11 protein-coding genes are annotated in these 17,761 nt (G+C 65.9%); 4 read left to right on the top strand and 7 right to left on the bottom strand.

Features of this window, described 5'->3' with window-relative positions:
- Positions 1 to 228 precede the first annotated feature (228 nt).
- The 7 genes from U1763_RS05625 to U1763_RS05595 form a co-directional block, all read right to left on the bottom strand.
- Complete coding sequence (locus tag U1763_RS05625) at positions 229 to 2,730, bottom strand: glycoside hydrolase family 31 protein (protein ID WP_332754478.1); 2,502 nt, start codon at positions 2,728 to 2,730, stop codon at positions 229 to 231.
- Complete coding sequence (locus U1763_RS05620; RefSeq protein ID WP_332754477.1) at positions 2,727 to 4,259, bottom strand: tryptophan halogenase family protein; 1,533 nt, start codon at positions 4,257 to 4,259, stop codon at positions 2,727 to 2,729. The genes U1763_RS05625 and U1763_RS05620 overlap by 4 nt, the downstream gene beginning before the upstream one ends.
- A complete protein-coding gene (locus tag U1763_RS05615; RefSeq protein WP_332754476.1) occupies positions 4,256 to 5,857 on the bottom strand; it encodes an alpha-amylase family glycosyl hydrolase in 1,602 nt (533 codons plus the stop codon). Before U1763_RS05615 ends, U1763_RS05620 begins: the two co-directional genes overlap by 4 nt.
- A gap of 35 nt (positions 5,858 to 5,892) precedes the next feature.
- The gene (locus tag U1763_RS05610; RefSeq protein WP_332754475.1) at positions 5,893 to 7,407 is read right to left on the bottom strand and encodes a tryptophan halogenase family protein; all 1,515 of its coding nucleotides are present in this window, start codon (positions 7,405 to 7,407) and stop codon (positions 5,893 to 5,895) included.
- Positions 7,408 to 7,645: 238 nt separating this feature from the next.
- Positions 7,646 to 10,627, bottom strand: coding sequence for a TonB-dependent receptor (locus U1763_RS05605; protein WP_332754474.1), 2,982 nt, complete (start codon positions 10,625 to 10,627; stop codon positions 7,646 to 7,648).
- Positions 10,628 to 10,810: 183 nt separating this feature from the next.
- Positions 10,811 to 11,491 carry a DUF6445 family protein gene (locus U1763_RS05600; protein WP_332754473.1) on the bottom strand — a complete coding sequence of 227 codons (681 nt, stop codon included), beginning with the start codon at positions 11,489 to 11,491 and terminating at the stop codon, positions 10,811 to 10,813.
- Positions 11,492 to 11,593: 102 nt separating this feature from the next.
- Complete coding sequence (locus tag U1763_RS05595; RefSeq protein WP_332754472.1) at positions 11,594 to 12,430, bottom strand: glutamine amidotransferase-related protein; 837 nt, start codon at positions 12,428 to 12,430, stop codon at positions 11,594 to 11,596.
- Between the two features lie 226 nt (positions 12,431 to 12,656).
- On the opposite strand from U1763_RS05595, the gene U1763_RS05590 reads away from it, so the two are divergent.
- The 4 genes from U1763_RS05590 (at position 12,657) to U1763_RS05575 (ending at position 17,712) form a co-directional block, all read left to right on the top strand.
- Positions 12,657 to 13,811: a DUF2252 family protein gene (locus tag U1763_RS05590; protein WP_332754959.1), complete on the top strand. Its 1,155-nt coding sequence runs from the start codon at positions 12,657 to 12,659 to the stop codon at positions 13,809 to 13,811.
- A 33-nt stretch (positions 13,812 to 13,844) separates the two neighbouring features.
- On the top strand, positions 13,845 to 14,423 hold the full coding sequence (locus U1763_RS05585; RefSeq protein ID WP_332754471.1) for a hypothetical protein: 579 nt from the start codon (positions 13,845 to 13,847) through the stop codon (positions 14,421 to 14,423).
- An 84-nt stretch (positions 14,424 to 14,507) separates the two neighbouring features.
- A complete protein-coding gene (locus U1763_RS05580; RefSeq protein ID WP_332754470.1) occupies positions 14,508 to 17,096 on the top strand; it encodes a PAS domain-containing protein in 2,589 nt (862 codons plus the stop codon).
- A gap of 250 nt (positions 17,097 to 17,346) precedes the next feature.
- On the top strand, positions 17,347 to 17,712 hold the full coding sequence (locus U1763_RS05575; RefSeq protein ID WP_332754469.1) for a hypothetical protein: 366 nt from the start codon (positions 17,347 to 17,349) through the stop codon (positions 17,710 to 17,712).
- The last annotated feature ends 49 nt before the right edge of the window (positions 17,713 to 17,761 follow it).

Below are 17,761 nucleotides of genomic sequence, written 5' to 3'. Positions count from 1 at the left end.
CTCTTCCGTAAGGGTAAATGCGTTCCGCAGGCGCTACCAAGATTTCTAGTGCCGGCAAGGGGATTGGAACCGCGTCGCTGTCGGGGAGGGCGGTACACCCAACGCGCCCAGGCTCTTCTGCGCTACCGCTTACGGCAGCCGCGACCATCCCGCGCACGTCGGTGCACACGGGATGGTCGTGGGATGTTCGCTCAGCAACACGCGGCTATGCGCGGGGCGGCTCCGCGATCAGTTGGTGCGCGCTGGGCGCCCGTCGATCGCGATCGTGGTGGCACCGGATTGCGCGGGAACGGTCACGGTCGCGGTCAGAGCTTGGGCGTCACCAACGAGGTTCAGGCGCTTGCGCTTAACCGTGGCGGTGCCGCTCCCGGTCCAGTTGTGGACGGTAACGGCGATCGATGTCCACCACGGCTTGAATCCGCCCTCGGGCTTGGCGAAGTCGATCGACAGGCCGGTGGGCGTGATCGTGCAGCGCACCGTCTGACGGAAATAGCCGCGGCGGGTGTACGCCAGCGTGCGGCCGTCGTCCTCGTAGAGCGTGCCCATGCAGTCCGCGCCGGGATAAACGTCGAGCCGCAGCGGACCGTTAGGGGTTTCGCTCGTGCTCTGAACCAAGGGCTGGCGCGGCAGGATCGTACCGGCCCGGACGAACACGGGGAGGCGATCGAGGCGCGGCGTTTCGGTCACGCGGTCTCCGAGCGTGCGCGCGGTCGGTACTGCTTGCGTCGCGGACTGGATCGGGCCGGCGGCGGCGGGCTCGGGCGTGCCGACGCGCTGTCCGGTCCAGTAATCATACCAGCCGCCCGCGGGGAGGCAGACGTCATAGACCTGCGGCGACTCCGGCTTGGGCGGCGGCGCGATCAGCAGCGACTTGCCGAGCGTGAACGCCATCGACTGGTCGCACGATGCGGTCGCGGCGGCGGGATAATCGTAGAACACCGGGCGCATGATCGGATCGCCGAACCGCGCATTCTGGTCCGCCAGCGCGTAGAAATACGGCATCAGGCGATAGCGCTCCTCGATGAAGCGACGGCGGATCGCGAGATGGTCGGGACCATCGACCCAGGGCTCGACGCGGGGGGTGCCGGTCGCCGAATGGTTGCGGAACACCGGCGTGAACGCACCGATCTCGGTCCAGCGCGTGAGCAGGTCGGGGCTCGGGCCGCCCGCGAACCCGCTGACGTCCGCGGCGCTGTAGCCGAAGCCCGACAGCCCGAGGTTGATGATCTGCTGCACCGACAGCTTCAGGTGATCCCAGGTCGCGCTGTTATCGCCGGTCCAGGTGACCGCATAACGCTGACCTCCGGCATAGCTAGCGCGGGTCATCACGAACGGGCGCTCGTCGGGGCGCAGCTTGAGCAGGCCGTCATACGTGGCGCGCGTATTCTGCATGCCGTAGACATTGTGCGCCTCGCGGTGATCGGTGATCCGCGCCGTGAAATCGTCGCTGCCGATGCGGTGGCGGGTGTCGAGCGGCATCGTCTTGGTCGGCGTCTCGAAGATCGCCGGCTCGTTCATGTCGTTCCAGAACCCCGCGATCCCGGCGTCGAGGAAGCCCTTATATTGCTGTCCCCACCAAGTTCGCGCGGCGGTCCTGGTGAAGTCGGGGAACACCGACGGCCCCGGCCAGACCGGCGCGACATAGGGGGTGCCGTCGGCGTTCTTGATGAACGCGTCGGCCTTCATGCCGCTCTGGTACGGCGCATAGCCCTGCTCGACCGCGGCGATGTGGAGATCGGTGATCGCGACCAGCTTGATCCCGTCGGCCTTCATCTCGGTGGCGAGCTTGGGTAGGTCGGGGAAGGTCTTGGCGTCGGTGGTGAAGGGGCGGTTGCGATCCTGGTAGCCGATGTCGAGCCAGATCACGTCGGTCGGCACGCGGTCGCTGCGCAGGCGGGCGGCGATCTGGCGGACCTCGTCGGCGCTGCCATAGCTGTAGCGCGACTGCTGATAGCCGAGCGCCCATTTCGGCGCGAGCGGGGCGTGGCCAGTCAGGTCGGCATAGCGTCGTGTGACTTCGGCCATAGAGGGGCCCGCAATGAAGTAATAGTCGATCGGGCCGTCTGGGCCGCCGAACGAGAGCGTCTCGGCATCGCGGTGGCCGAAGTCGAACCAGGTGCGATAGGTGTTGTCGAGCAGGATGCCGTAGCTGCCTCCCGCACCGCCGGAGCCGATGAAGAACGGTATCGACTTGTAGATCGGATCGTCCGCGCTGCTGAACCCGAACGCATCGGTGTTCCAGTCGACGAAGCCGTGCCCGCGCCGGTCGAGTCCCTGCGTCTTGTCGCCGAGACCGTAGAAATGCTCGGCGATCGGCAGCGTCTTGGCGATCTCGAACGCCTTGCCGTCGGTCGCGACCGGCGCCGCGTCGGCGGAGATGATCTTGCCGTCGAGCGTCTCGAAGGTGATCGCGCCGCCGGCCCCGATGCGGACGCGGACGCTGGCGGTCACGAAGCCGTCGGGGGCTGCGCTTACCTTGGCGGTCTGCTTGCGGGTCGCCGCCGTCACCGCCCAGCTCGCATCCTCGGCGAACGCGCCGTTCTTGGCGACGCGCACGCGGACGAGGCCGTCGGTCATCGCGGTGATCCGCATGGTCGTCGCGCCGGCACGAACCTCGACGCCATCATTGCGCGGCGTGAGCGTGGGGGCGGCGAGCGTGGTCGTCTGCGCCTGGACGGGCACGCTGCACAGGCCAGCGGTGGCGGCGAGCAGGAGGGCGATGCGTTTCATACGTGATCCTTGTGGTCCGCGGCGGCGCGGAGGCGAGAGGCGTGCGACCCGAAATTCGATGCGCAACGGGTCAGGAAATCGTCGATCTTCGGCAGGTCGATGGGATCGATATCGGCACCGGGCGGGATCAGCCGCGCGGCGTCGGGAAAGGTGCCGTAGCCGGCGAACAGGCAGTGCCAGCTGATCGCGGAATAATAGCGGCCGAGCCCGGCGCGATCGATCGCCGCGACCATGTCGGCACCGGTGAACCAGGTCGACATCAGCATCTTGAGGTCGTCGGACAGGGCTTCGACGCCGCGTGCTTCCGCCCAATAGCCGGTCGGATCGTCGCGGCGCTGGTTCAGGCGGTAATGCGCGACGATGTAGTCGCGGACGCCGTCGTAGCGCGCGGCGATGCGCGCGTTGAACGCGGTGCGGGCTGCTTCGGTCGCGCCGCCCTGGTCGACCATGTCGAGGAACGCTTCGACGGTGGCGATGACGAGATGCAGCGCGGTTGCCTCGAGCGGTTCGAGGAAGCCTTGCGCCAGTCCGACTGCGAGCGCGTTGTGCGACCAGCTGTCGCGGACGCGACCGACGCGCATCTTGAGGTGGCGCGCTTCGCCGGCGTCGTCGCTGATATGCGCGCGCAGTTCCGCTTCTGCCTGCGCTTCGCTCAGGTGACGGCTGGAATAGACATAGCCGTTGCCGTTTCGGCTGGTCAGCGGGATGTGCCATGCCCAGCCGGCCGATAGCGCGGTCGCGCGCGTCTGGCTGGGGATCGCCGCGCCGGGGGTATGCGCGGTCGGCATCACTACCGCGCGGTCGTTGAACAGTGCGTCGGCGTAGCTGACGAAGGGGATGTCCAACGCGCTGAAGATCGTGCTGCGAAACCCGCTGGCGTCGACGAAGACGTCGCCCGCGATGCGCGCGCCATCGGTATCGATCAGCGCTGCGATGTCGCCGTTCGGAGCACGTTCGACGCTGGCGATCCGGCGCTGGACGTGGACGACGCCCAGCGTCTCGGTCGCGTGCGTGGCTAGGAATGCGCCGACCTTGTACGCGTCGAAGTGATAGCCGTAGCTGACCTCGAACGGGAAGTTGGCCGCAGGCTGCGGCGCGCAGTGCGCGGCGGCGAGGCGAGCGGGCAGGAGGAACTGATCGGGATGCGCGTCGACATCGCGACCGGTCCGTCGAGCCCGCGTGTTGTAGAAGAACTGCGGCGCGGTGTGGCCGTCGAGCGCGGTGGGGAAGGGGTGGAAATAGCGTTCGTACCCGGCGCGGTCGGACCAGCCTTCGAAGCCGATCCCGAGCTTGTAGGTCGCGTCGCACGCCGGCATCCATTCGGCTTCGGCGATGCCGAGCGTGTCGAAGAAATGCTTCAGCTGCGGTGTCGACCCTTCGCCGACGCCGACGATGCCGATCTCCGGGCTCTCGATCAGCGTCACGCGGACGCCGCGATCCCGCCAGCGGTGCGCGATCAGGCACGCGGTCATCCACCCGGCGGTGCCGCCGCCGAGGATGACGATGTGCTGGCCGAGCCCGTCGATCACCGCCGCAGGACCAGCCCGGACAGCGGCGGCAGCGTCGTCGTGTCGGCGCCGTCGGTCGCAAACAGCATGTCGCCGTCGGTCGCGATGCCGACTGGCCAATCGCGCGCGTCGTCGCCAAGATTGAACGCGCAGAGCAGCGTCTCGTCGCCGGACTCACGCTCGAACGCGATAACCGCATCGTCGCTGTGCACGATCCGCAGGCTCCCAAGCCGCAACGCCGGGTGCGCTTTCCGCGCGGCGATCAGCGCCCGTGTCCAGTGCAGCAGCGACGTCGCGTCGGCTTCCTGCGCGTCGACCGCGATCGCGCGGTGATCTTCCCCGAACGGCAGCCACGGCTCGGTACTGCCGAACCCGAGATCGGGCGCCGCGCCGATCCACGGCATCGGCGTGCGCGCGCCGTCTCGGGACAAGGTCAATGGCCAGTTCGCGATCGCCTCGGGATCGAGGAGATCGTCGAACGCGATGTCGACCTGCGTGAGGCCCAGCTCTTCCCCCTGGTACAGGAAGATGTTCCCGCGCAGCGCGACGAGCAGCAGGATCTTCATCCGTGCGAACGCGTCGCGCTGGTCGGGCGTCGTCCAGCGCGAGATCGCGCGCGGTGCGTCATGGTTCTCGAACGCCCAGCTCGGCCAGCCCAGCCCCGGCGTATCGGGCCAGTTGCCGACCGCATCGACGATCAGCTCCGGGGTCAGCCGGTCCGCGTACAGAAAGTCGAAGCCGTACGCGCTGTTCAGCCGGCCATTGCCGCCGGTGAACAGTTTCATCTCGCGGTCGCTGTCGTCGCCGCCGACTTCGGCGACGGTGAACCCGGCGCCATATTCGTCGAGCAGCGCACGGATCCGCTCGATGAACCCAACGATATCCGGATGGCTCTGGTTGTGCAGCTTCATCTGGAAGTCGAACGACCGCGTGCGTGCGCGGTTGGTCGCCGGTGCCGGCGGATTGTCGGTCAGCGCGGGGTCGTGCATCGCGAAGTTGATCGCATCGAGGCGGAAGCCGTCGACGCCGCGATCCAGCCAGAACCGCGCCGTCGCGATCAGTTCGTCCTGCACCGCGGGATTATGCCCGTTGAGCTGCGGCTGATCCTTCAGGAAATTGTGCATGTAATATTGGCCACGTCGCGCGTCCCAGGTCCAGGCCGGGCCGCCGAACACCGACTGCCAGTTCGATGGCGGGGTGCCGTCGGGCTTGGCATCCGCCCAGACATACCAGTCCGCCTTGTCGCCGCTGCGCGAGGCGCGGCTCTGGCGGAACCAGTCATGCTCCTCCGAGGTGTGCGAATAGACCTGGTCGATGATGATCTTGAGGCCCAGCGCATGCGCGCGCGCGATCAGTGCATCGAAATCGGCGAGCGTGCCGAAGATCGGATCGACGTCACGATAATCCGACACGTCATAGCCGAAGTCCGCCATCGGCGAGGTGAAGAACGGCGACAACCACACCGCGTCGACACCGAGCGCGGCGACATAGTCGAGATGCGCGGTGATGCCGGCAAGGTCGCCGATCCCGTCGCCGTTCGAGTCGGCGAAACTGCGCGGATAGATCTGGTAGATCGTGGCGCCCTTCCACCAGGGCGTCGGGGTCTCGGAAGCGGTCATCGGTCTCGATCGTAAAAGGGTGTCGGCGTCGGGGGTCATGCTGCCAGGCCCGCCGCGGCGGCGCAGTGCTGGGCGACGAACGCGGCATGATCCTGCATCTGGCCCGCCTCGCGTGCGTTCAGCTTGTCGATCGTGTCCATGAACTCGGCCAGATCGGCGGTCGATATCGCATCCGCCAGGGGATGATGGCCGCGCGGCACGATGCCTTGCCCGGCGAGCACCTGGAGCCAACCGACCTCGGTGAACAGCTCCTCATGCTCGCGGACGATGTGCCCGCTGCCGCGCCACAATTCGATCTTCGCGGCGAGCGTGTCGGGCACCGCCATGTCGCGGCACTCGCGCCAGAACGGCGTGTCGTCGCGCGCTGTCGCCTTGTAGTGGAGGATGATGAAGTCGCGGATGCGTTCGTATTCGAAGTCGCTCTGGCGGTTGAACTCGGTGCGATCGGCGTCAGCGATGACGCGCCCCGGCAACAGCTTCAGCAGCCGGGCGATCGCCGACTGGATCAGGTGGATGCTGGTCGATTCGAGCGGTTCCATGAACCCGGCGGCAAGCCCGAGCGCGACGACGTTGCGGTTCCACATCTGCTTGCGGCGACCGGTGCGGAAGGTGATCGTCCGCGGATCGGCCATCGCCGGGGTGTCTAGTCCGCTGAGCAGCGTCGCGGTCGCCTCGTCCTCGCTCATATGCGCGTTGGAGAACACGACGCCGTTGCCGGTGCGATGCTGCAACGGGATCCGCCACTGCCAGCCCGCCGCATGCGCGGTCGAGCGCGTGTACGGAGTGAACGCCTTGCTCCGCGCCGATGGTACCGCGATCGCGCGGTCGCATGGCAGCCAGTGCGTCCAGTCCTCATACCCCGTGCCGAGCGCCTCTTCGATCAACAGCCCGCGAAACCCGGTGCAGTCGATATACAGGTCGGCGGCGACGGTCGTGCCGTTCTCCAACATGAGGCCCGAGACGTCGCCGCTTTCGCCGTCGCGCGTCACGCGGACGATCTTGCCTTCGATCCGGTTTACGCCGCGCGTCTCGGAATAGCGCCGCAGATAGCGCGCATAGAGCCCGGCATCGAAATGATAGGCGTAGGGCATCGATGGCAGGACGCGCGACGTGCGGGCCGGACCACGCTGCATCCGCTCGGCGAGTGCGGCGTGCGTGTTGAGCGAATAGGCGCCGAGATCGCCGGCAAGCCCGAGCGACCGTGCGCGCAGCCAATATTGGTGGAACGGCAGCAGGCCGACGTCTCGCCCGACATCGCCGAACGCGTGCATGTAGCGATGGCCGGATTTGAACCAGTCGACGAACTCGATGCCGAGCTTGAATGTGCCGCCGGTCGCGCGGAGGAACGCGTCCTCGTCGAGACCGAGCGCATCGTTGAACAGGTGGATCTGCGGAATCGTCGCCTCGCCGACGCCGACCGTGCCGATGTCGTCGGACTCGATCAGGTCGATCTCGTAGCCCGTCTCCAGGAACCGCGCGAAGGTCGCCGCCGCCATCCAACCGGCGGTACCGCCGCCGGCAATGGCTATGCGCAAGGGTTGGTCGGCCATCGTTTGCGTCCCGTTTTCAAACCGTTGTTTGCGCCACATGCGAGCGGATCGACTGCTGCGCTGCTTGACCGAGCCCTCGCTGAAAACCGTCCGTCACCCCGGACTAGTTCCGGGGTCCACCGTTCCGCAAACCCCAGGCCCTCGATTTCGCGGCGCCGTGGATGCCGGAACAAGCCCGGCATGACGGAGAACTGGTTAGCCAATCCGCGTGGCGTTCTTTTTACGCCCCGCGTCCCGGTCAGAACTTGTAGGTGATGCCCACGTAATAATCGCGGCCATAGCGCTGGTAATCGATCACCTGGCGCGCATCGCCGTTCTGGTAGGTCACGAACGGACGGTCGGTCAGGTTCTTCGCCTGCGCCAGGATCGCGAAGTTCGCGAGCGGACCGCTCTGGAACTCATACCCGATCTGCGCATCCAGGATGCCTTCCGATCGCGCGGTGCGATAGGTCGGCGTCGACGAGATACCCGCGACTTCGGCCAGGAAGGACGAGCGGTAGCGATAGTTCACACGCGCCTGGAAGCCGGCCTTCTCGAAATAGACCGTGCCGCTGCCGGTCAGCTTCGACAGGCCGGGCAGGGTGATCGCCTCGATCGGGTTGTTCGCGTACTTGATCTCGGACTCGGTGTAATTGGCCGACACGAACATCCCGAACCCGTCGAGCGCCGATGTCAGCGCCTTGAACGGCAGCGAGAACGTCCCCTCGACGCCCAGCACGGTGCCGCGACCGGTATTCGCGGGCGCGCTAACCACCCCGGTCTGCAAGCCGTTCGCGATCACGATCGCCTGCTGCGCCGGGCTCAGCGCGCCGAGCAGCGAACTGAAATCATACGCATAGCTGTTGTTCGGATCGACGAAGTCGGTGAGGTGCTTGAAGTAGCCCGACAGCGCGACATAGCCGCCGCCCGCGAAGTATTTCTCGAACGACAGATCGATGTTGGTAGACTGATAGGGCTTCAGATTGACGTTGCCGCCGGTCGAGGTGAACACCGGGTTCAGCCCCGGGTTGGTGTTGTTCGCCTGGATGTTGGCGACGTTGATGCCGACCGCCTGCGTGACGCGCTCTTGGTCGAGACGCGGACGGACCATCGTCTGCGAAGCACCGACCTTGACGAAGCCCAGCGGGATCAGCTCGACGGACATCGTCGCCGATGGCAGGACGTTGGTATACGTCACCTTCTGCGAGGCGGGGGCGATCGTCACCACGCCGTCGACGACGCTGGCGATCTGGCCGTCCGAACGCTGGTCGCTATGCACGACCTGCGCGCCGATCGATCCCTTCAACGGCTTGCCGCCGAGATCCCCGTCGAGCGTGATCTTGGCATAGCCGGTGTAGATGTTCTCGGTCACCGTGTTGTCGCGGACCAGCGAGTCCGGCCGGTTGTCGTACGAACTGGTGTAGACGTTGTCGTAGAGATACAGCGGATCGAGCGCGAGTGCGGCCGGTACGCCGAGATAGTCGAGCGGCACGGTGCCGATGACTGCTTCCGCCGGTACCGCCGCCGAGGTGGGCGTGCCGCTGGTGACGGTGCAGTTGGTGCCGGCGCCCTTCGGGCACAGGAAATACGACTTGTACGCGCTGGTCTTCTCGCGGCGGCTATAGTTGCCGCCCGCTTCCCAGCTCTTGACGATGCTGTCGTCGAACTCGCCGTTCAGGCTTGCGCGGAGCGACTTCAGGTCGTCCTTGAAGTTGGGATTGCCCAGGAAGCCGGCCTGCACCACGGCCTGCGTGCCGTTATAGCCCCAGCCCTGCGGATCGGTCAGCTTGAAGATATTGGTGTCGGTGTAATCGAGCGTCGGTACGATCTTGTACGTGCCGTTCGAATTCTGCGACACCTTGACCGTGTCGTCCGGACCGGTCGCCTGATAGCCGGCGCCGGTATAGGTCTCGAGCGTGAAGTCGGTGCGTGTCGCGCGGCTCCAGCTGGCATCGACGTTGAGGTGAACCTTGTCGGTCAGCTTGAGGTCGTTGTTCCAGCCGAACGAGAAATTCTCGGCCTTGCGCTGATTATAGTCGTTGCGCTGGATCGCGTGGACCTTGCTGAAGGTGATCTCGTCGGCGAACCCGTCCGAGACACCCGTGATATTGGTATTGGCGGTGCCGACATTGCTCGCGAGCGGGAACTCGATACCGCGCAGGCGCTGCGTTTCCTCGAAATGCGAATACAGCGCATCGAAGGTCGAGTGGAAGCTGTCGGACGGCTGCCACTCGATCGTCGCGACGCCGCCATAGCGCTTGAGTTCGTTCGACTGGACATAGGGCTTTGCGCCCTGGATGACGTAGGGATCGGTCGCGGTGCCGGTGCCGTTATAGCCCCACGCATTGTAGCGCTCGTCCTGCGACGGGGTCTGCGTCGCCGACACGCCGATCGCGATGCCAAGCGTGTCGTTGGCGAACTTGTCGACATAGGTCGCCGATGCGCGATAGCCGTAGCGCGTGCCGTCGGGATTGAGCTTGTCGATGCCGTTCATCTGCGCGCGAGCGCTCACCGCGATGATGCGGTGCGCCTGGTCGAGCGGGCGCAGCATGCGCAGGTCGACCGTGCCGGCGATGCCGGCGGCGACCAGCGAGGCGTCGGCCGACTTGTAGACGTTGACGGTCTTGAAGAATTCCGACGGATACTGGTCGAACTCGACGCCGCGGTTGTCGCCGGTCGTCACCTGTTCGCGACCGTTGAGCAAGGTGGTCGAGAAATCGGGGCCGAGGCCGCGGATCGACAGACGCTGGTCGCGCCCCTCGAGACGCTGCGCGGTCACGCCGGGCAGGCGCGCGAGCGAATCCGCGATCGACACGTCGGGCAGCTTGCCGACGTCTTCGGCGGAAACCGAGTCGACGATCAGGACCGACTGGCGCTTGATCTTGGCGGAGGATTCGAGGCCGGCGCGGATACCGGTGACGACGATGTCACCACCGCCCGTCGCATCGTCCTGCGGTGCTGCGCTCTGCGTCACGGCATCCTGCGACGACGGCGGGACGGCGTCTGCCGGCTGCGGCGTCGGATCGGCGGCGGTGGTGACCGCGTCGACCTGCGCGGCGGCGGTCGGGTTGGCATTTGCGGTACCGGGAGTCACGGTCGACGGGGCGGACTGTGCGAATGCGGCATGGCCCGGCAGGATCAGTGCGGCGGCGAGCGCGGTGGCGCTGACCCGCAGCGCAAGGCGCGTGTGCGCCGTCGAGCTGAACGTCGCGCGGGCGCGGTACGATTTGAAATTGCTCATGAAATCCCCTTCGGCGAGACGGGTCCCGCGCATCCTCAACTCTGTTTGTCAGTGTCCTCGACGTCGTGCGTGCGCGTCGATTGTCCTGGGGATGCTGTATCCCCGTCGGGGGCGTATCGAAAGAAACCAGCATACGTATTCACGGCAGCGTCGGTGCCGCGGGCAGCGCAAGCGACGCCGCGATCAGTCGTCGAACAGGAACAGGTTCAGGGTCAGCCGCCCCGCCAGCGGATCCGCACTCAGTACGACCTCAGGCGGCAGATACGCGCAGTGCAGCGTGTTTCCCGCATAGACGAGCGCGCGGTTGAAGACGGCCGGCTGTACCGCAATCCGTTCGTACATCGGTGTATCACCGGCGATATACGCCGCATCGGGCAGGCCATGCGTTCGCACGTCGGCGTCGAGCGTCGCCCGGAACCGATCGAGCCGCGGGCCGTCGACGCTTTCATACCCCGTGGCGCGCTGGCGGTAGAACGCCGTCCCGCCTTGGTCGCCGTGACCGAGGAACAGCAGCACCGCGATTCGGCGTGGTTCGACCCCATCGAAATGCGGCAGGCGCTGGATCGGCGCGAGATCGGCGGGCGCGGTGGTGACGAGCGAATAATAGGCTTCCGAAATCGCCGGTGCGGGATCGAGGCCGAAATGCTCGGCGAGCAACGGCGCGATCCTGCAACGCATCGTGTCCGCCAGGCGCGGCGGCACGGTGGCGCGGATGCCAGGATAATGTGGTCCGATGCTACCCATGCGCAGGCTCGCCGCATCTTCGCGCAACGCTTCCGGATCGGGCCAGAAATCGTCGATGACGATCAGCGGGTGGCGCTCGACGCCGTGGTGATGGATGGTGATCTCGGGTGTACCAGTCATCGGCCTATCCATGCCGCCGTCGCCGCTGGAGGCAAGCCCGCAAAGGTCTCGTCACGTCAGCCGGTGCGATTTCTACCGGCTCGAACCCGTGCGCGGTCGCGGTCAGCGTTCAGCGAGATGTTCGAGGAAATTGACCAGCTCGGTGCGACGGCTCGCTTCCTCGGCGAAGGCACGATCGATCCCCAGCGCCCACCATAGCGCGGGCCGTTCGGGGTCGTCGTGGAGCGCATCGAGCAGCGCCGCCTGCCGCTCGACCTCCGCTTCGTTTTCGGCAAGGCCAAGTTCGACGATGTCCGCCGACTGCCGACGCAGCGCCACGGCGATCTCGCCCGGTGCCAGTTCGGGATGATATTGCACGCCCCAGAAGGTCCCGCCGTCATGGCGGATCTCCGCGGCCTGGACGGTCGTCACCGCATTGCTCGCGAGCAGGATCGCATCGGCGGGAAGCGTCTCGACTTCGTCGCCATGGATCGCCGGCGCGTCCCAACACGCGGGTCGGCCGGCAAGCAAGGGATGGTCGCGTCCGGCTGCCGTCGGCGTGATGCGCCGCGCGATCCCCGCTTCGAGCCGTTCGGGCATCTTGCGAACCTTGCCCCCGGCCGCGGCAACCGCGATCTGCAACCCAGCGCAAGATCCGAACGACGGTGTGTGCGACGCGAAGACGGTGCGCATGAACGCGATCTGGCGGCGGACTTCGGGGGTGTCGTCGTAGACGTGCATCGGCGATCCGGTGACGAACACCGCGTCGAACGCGCGCAGTTCGCCCGCGTCGAAAACCCGTGCATCGTCATCGGCGGGCGCGACGATGGTGATCGCGGCACCGGGCCGGATCTGGCGCAACGTTGCGGCATAGGTCTCACCCGAGCTCTTGCCCGCATGCCGCCGACGCGCCTCGCGCTCGTCGGCAGTTTCGCTCTCGGCCACCAGAAAATTCAGCAACGACAATCCTCTATCAAGCGTCTCTGCGGTGCCGAACGCGCGGCAACGCGTTTGGATGGCGGGTGGATGGCGGGAAACGTATAAATACAGGTCAGTATCGGTGTCGGTTTTGCGCGCTAGACGTTCTGTCTTCGTCGCCGCTGAAATGGATTTTACCGTAATGCCGAAGCCAATGCCCGCCGCCGCCGATCGTCGGGCCGTTCTCGAAGGAAACCGGACCCGCAAGATGGCGCGTTCGGCGCATGCCTATGTGCGCGGCAACACCGCACAATTCTACGAATGGCTAGCCGCGTCGCCGGTCGCCCGACGCGTTCCCACCGGCCCGGCGATCTGGATCTGCGGCGATTGCCATCTCGGTAATCTAGGCCCGATCGCGTCGGCGGACGGGCAGGTCGAGGTTCAGGTCCGCGATCTGGATCAGGCGGTGATCGGCAATCCGGCCCACGACCTGATCCGTCTCGGCCTGTCGCTGGCGACGGCGGCGCGTGGCTCCGATCTGCCAGGCGTGACGACCGCTCGGATGATCGAGGCGATGGTTGAGGGCTATGCCGCCGCGATCGACGATCCGAAGACGGACGATACCGGTCCCGAACCCGACGCCGTTCGCAGCGTCCGCAAACGCGCGCTCGGACGACGTTGGCGTCACCTTGCGAAGGAACGGCTCGAAGCGATCGAGCCAGAGATCCCGCTGGGCCGTAAATTCTGGGCGTTGGCGGATGACGAGCGCGCGGCGTTGACCGCGGTGTTCGACGATCCCGCCGTCGCCCGGATGATCCTGTCGCTCGATCGCAAGGATAAGGGGGCGGCGCGCGCGATCCGGCTGGTCGACGCCGCGTATTGGATGAAGGGGTGCAGTTCGCTGGGCCTGCTGCGCTTTGCCGCGATCCTCGAACTAAAGTCCGCCAAGGGGCGGTCGAGCTATGCGATCGTCGACCTGAAGGAAGCGGTCGCGCCGATCGCGCCCCGGGCGGCGCAGTCGTCGACGTCCGCCGATCCCATGCCAGCGGATAATGCGGAACGGGTTGCCGCCGCCGCCCGTGCGCTGTCACCGTATCTTGGTGCCCGAATGATCCCGGTACGGATGCTAGGCCGATCGTTCTTCATTCGCGAACTCGCGCCCCAGGACCTGAAGATCGAAGTCGATCAGTTCAGCCACGGCGAGGCGATCAAGGCGGGCCGTTATCTCGCCTTCGTGGTCGGCAAGGCCCATGCCCGGCAAATGGACGACGCGACCCGGCAGCGCTGGCTGGCGATGCTGGAGGCGGATCGGCGCGGCGCGATCGACGCCCCGACCTGGTTGTGGGACAGCGTGGTCTCGCTCGCCGGTGCGCACGAAGCGGGATATCTGGAGCATTGCCGTCGCTACGCGCTCGCAGCGTAGCGATGACGCGGTGTCGAGTGCTAACACCGCAGCATGGCCCGCGCACAAAAGCTGAAAGTCTATCGTACCGTGGCGGGGTTCCACGACGCGTATGTCGCCGCCGCCAGTCAGAAGGCGGCCCTGGCCGCATGGGGTAGCGACAAGGATCTGTTCGCGCGCGGTATCGCCGAGCAGGTCACGGATGACGCGCTGACGGCGGAACCGCTTGCGGCGCCGGGCACGGTCATCAAGCGCGCGCGGGGGACGGGCGCGGAAAATCTGGCAGTCGAGGTGGAGACACCGCAGGCACGTCGCACCGGACCGCAGGAACCGACACCGTCGAAGTCGGGTCCGAAGCCCAAACCTTCACCCAAGCCCAAGCCTTCACCCAAGCCATTACCCAAACCCAAACGCGATGCACTGGACGCCGCGGATGACGCGCTGGCGTCGCTCGAAACCGAGTATCGTCTGGCCATCAGGTCGATCGAACAGGAAGAGGCCGACCTTGCCCGTCGTCGTCGCGCGCTCGAGCGCATGCAGGACGCCGGGATGAAGGAAGCCGTCGCCGCGCGCGATGCAGCGCGCGAACACTATGACGCCGCGCGTTCCGCCTGGCTGCGAAGCCGTACCTGACCTGTCGTATCGTCACCGTTCCGACGTTGCGGCGATCCCGGGGCGGGCCTAGATGTCAGGGACTTAGCGACAATCGAGGCGGCCTTGACCGATACGACCGACAGCGCCGTCCAGGGCGTGCCGAAAATGACTGCCGATGCCGAGCGCATTGCTGCCGAGGTACTGGGGCAGGATGTCGGGACCGATCCGTTCGTCGCGGCGGTGCGCGCGACTCGGATGCCGATGATCATCACCAATCCGCGTCTCCCCGACAATCCCGTGGTGTTCGCCAATAACGCCTTCTGCCGGTTGAGCGGGTATACGCGTGAGGAGATTCTGGGGCGCAACTGCCGGTTCCTGCAGGGGCCGGCAACCGATCCCGCGACGGTCGCCAAAATCCGAGATGCGGTGCGGCGTGTCGAGTCGATCGAGATCGACATTCGCAATCAGCGCAAGGACGGAGAGCTGTTCTGGAACCGGCTGCTGATGGCGCCGGTCTACGACACCGAGGGCGTGCTGGCGTATTTCTTCGCCAGCCAGGTCGATGTGACGATCGAGCGCGAGAGGCTGCACGGTCTGGAAGTCAGCAACGCGTCGCTCATGGCGGAACTGACCGATCGACTGCGGCTGCAAAAGGAGCAGGAGCGCGAACTGGCGTTCACGCTGAAGGCGGCACGGTTCGGCACCTGGACGCTCGACATCGTCAGCCGCCAGCTGATCGCGTCGGAAACCTGCAAGGAGATCTTCGGGCGTCCGGTCGATCAGCCCTTCACCTATGATGAGCGGCTACAGGCGATCCATCCCGACGATCGGGAAAAAAGCGCGGCGGAGGTTCGTCGCTGCATCGCCGAGGGCAATGATTATGACGTGATCTACCGTATCTACCGGCAGGACGGTGAGGTGCGCTGGATCGCGTCACGCGGTCAGCCCTTCTACGATGCCAAGGGCGAGGCGTTGCGGATCGCCGGGGTGTCGACCGATATCACCGAGCATAAGCGCGACGAGATCATGCGCGCCGGGCTCGTCGAACTGGGGGACGTCTTTCGCGATACCGACCAGCCTGAGGACATCGCATTCGCCGCGGCGCGGATCATCGGCAAAACGCTGGAGGCAAGTCGCGCCGGCTTTGGCGAGATCGACTTGGCGGCGGAGACGGTGACGATCGTTCGTGACTGGAGTGCGCCCAATGTCGCGCCGTTGACGGGGACGTTCGCGCTACGCGCCTACGGTTCGTACATTGACGATCTGAAACGCGGCGAAGAAGTGTGCGTGGAGGATGCGCGGACCGATCCGAGGACCGTCACGACCGCAACTGCGCTCGAAGCACTCGACGCGCGGGCGATCATCAACATGCCGGTCATGGAGAATGGCCGTCTCGTGGCGATGCTGTACATCGCGTCTGCCGGCGCTCGGCGCTGGCGACCGGACGAGGTTGAGTTCATTCGCGAGGTCGCCGAACGGACGCGGATCGCTACCGAGCGCCGCCGCTCCGAACACGCCCTGAGTATGCTCGCCGCTTCGCTCGAGCAGCAGGTCGCGGCGCGGACGAGCGAATTGCAGACCGCGGAAGACGCGTTGCGCCAGTCGCAGAAGATGGAAGCGGTCGGCCAGCTGACTGGCGGCGTTGCGCATGATTTCAACAATCTTCTCACGGTGATCCGCTCCGCCACCGACCTCCTGAAACGCCCCGATCTCAGCGCCGAGCGACGCGAGCGGTATATCGATGCGATCTCCGATACCGCGGACCGTGCGGCAAAGCTGACCGGGCAGTTGCTCGCATTCGCACGCCGGCAGGCGTTGCAGCCTGAAGTGATCGACGTCGGACAGAGTCTGCGCGTGATCTCCGACATGCTCGGCACGCTGACGGGGTCGCGGATCGTCATCGCCATCGATCTTCCCGACACGCCGTGCTTCACGAATGTCGACCCCAGCCAGCTCGATACCGCGTTGGTGAATATGGCGGTCAACGCGCGCGACGCGATGGAGGGGGCCGGGCGGATCGATATCACGGTACGATCGGCGGGGCTCATTCCGGCGGTCCGCTCGCACCCGGCGGTCGAGGGGCGTTTTATCGCCATCGCAATGGCCGACAGCGGTTCGGGAATCGAACCCGACAAGCTTGAGCGTATCTTCGAGCCGTTCTTCACGACCAAGGGGGTTGGGCAGGGGACCGGACTGGGCCTTAGCCAGGTCTTCGGATTCGCCAAGCAATCGGGTGGCGACATCACGGTCGAGAGCGAGGTCGGCCGGGGCACGGTCTTCACGCTGTATCTTCCCCAGGTCGATCAGGGCGCGCCGGCCGAGGTCGACGATGTGGGCGAGGGCCTTGCCGATGGCCATGGCACGTGCGTGCTCGTGGTCGAGGACAACAGCGAAGTCGGGACCTTCACGACGCAGTCACTCGCCGAACTCGGGTACGTGACGGTCTGGGCGGCGGACGCTCAGGAGGCGCTTGCCGAACTCGCGGTTGACGCGACACGGTTCGATATCGTCTTTTCGGACGTAGTGATGCCTGGAATGAACGGCATCGAATTGGGCAAGGTGATCCGCGACCGCTACCCGACGCTGCCGGTGGTGCTGACCTCCGGCTACAGCAACGTGCTGGCGCAGGACGGTACGCATGGGTTCGAGCTGCTGCACAAACCCTATTCAATCGAACAACTATCGCGAATCCTGAGCAAGGTCGTGGGCTGACGGTTTGTCGTGCCCCGCTGGCAATGAGAGGCTCGGCTTACGATTGGCGTGATCGGCATGCCACGGACCCATGCCGACGACGCGGCCGCTTGAGCGTTTGGATGGGGCGCCGATAGTATAAACGTCACATGCGCATAGTGCATGGTTACCTGGGATACATCCGGCCGCACGCTGGTTATGCGTCTGGGAAATATGGGTTTTGCGTCCGGTCGGAGCGAAGCCGCATGGTGCCCGAAGACAGGGGCTTATCATGGTTCAGCATCGTAGGTTCATCCGCGTCGCAGGCGTTCTCACCGTTGGCATCGGCGCGCTATCGTTGGCGGCATGCGTCAATCCGTCGGCCAAGATTGCGACCTCGCTGGAGGGCTATGGTTTCCAGCCGGCTCAGTCGCAGTGCGTCGGCGACCGGCTCGAGGCGAACCTGTCGCTTGGCCAGCTCCAGCAGCTCGGTCGCGCCGCCAAGGCATCGCGCGAAGGCGACACGACACCGGGTCGCCTGACCGCGAGCGATTTCATCCGCGTGTCCAGCCAGGTCAAGGACCCTAAGGTGCCACTCGAAGTCGGCAAGGCCGCCGCGGCCTGCGGCATTCTGAGCGACCCGGCATCGCCGCTCTGATGCGATGATCGGATGCGATGAATCGTTCGGTATCCGGATCGTTCGCGGA

It is taken from the genome of Sphingomonas sorbitolis (genome assembly GCF_036663875.1).
In the GTDB taxonomy this organism is placed as follows: Bacteria; Pseudomonadota; Alphaproteobacteria; order Sphingomonadales; family Sphingomonadaceae; genus Sphingomonas.
The sequence above is the reverse complement of the archived record's forward strand: the minus strand, read 5'-3'. Positions and strand labels throughout refer to the sequence as shown.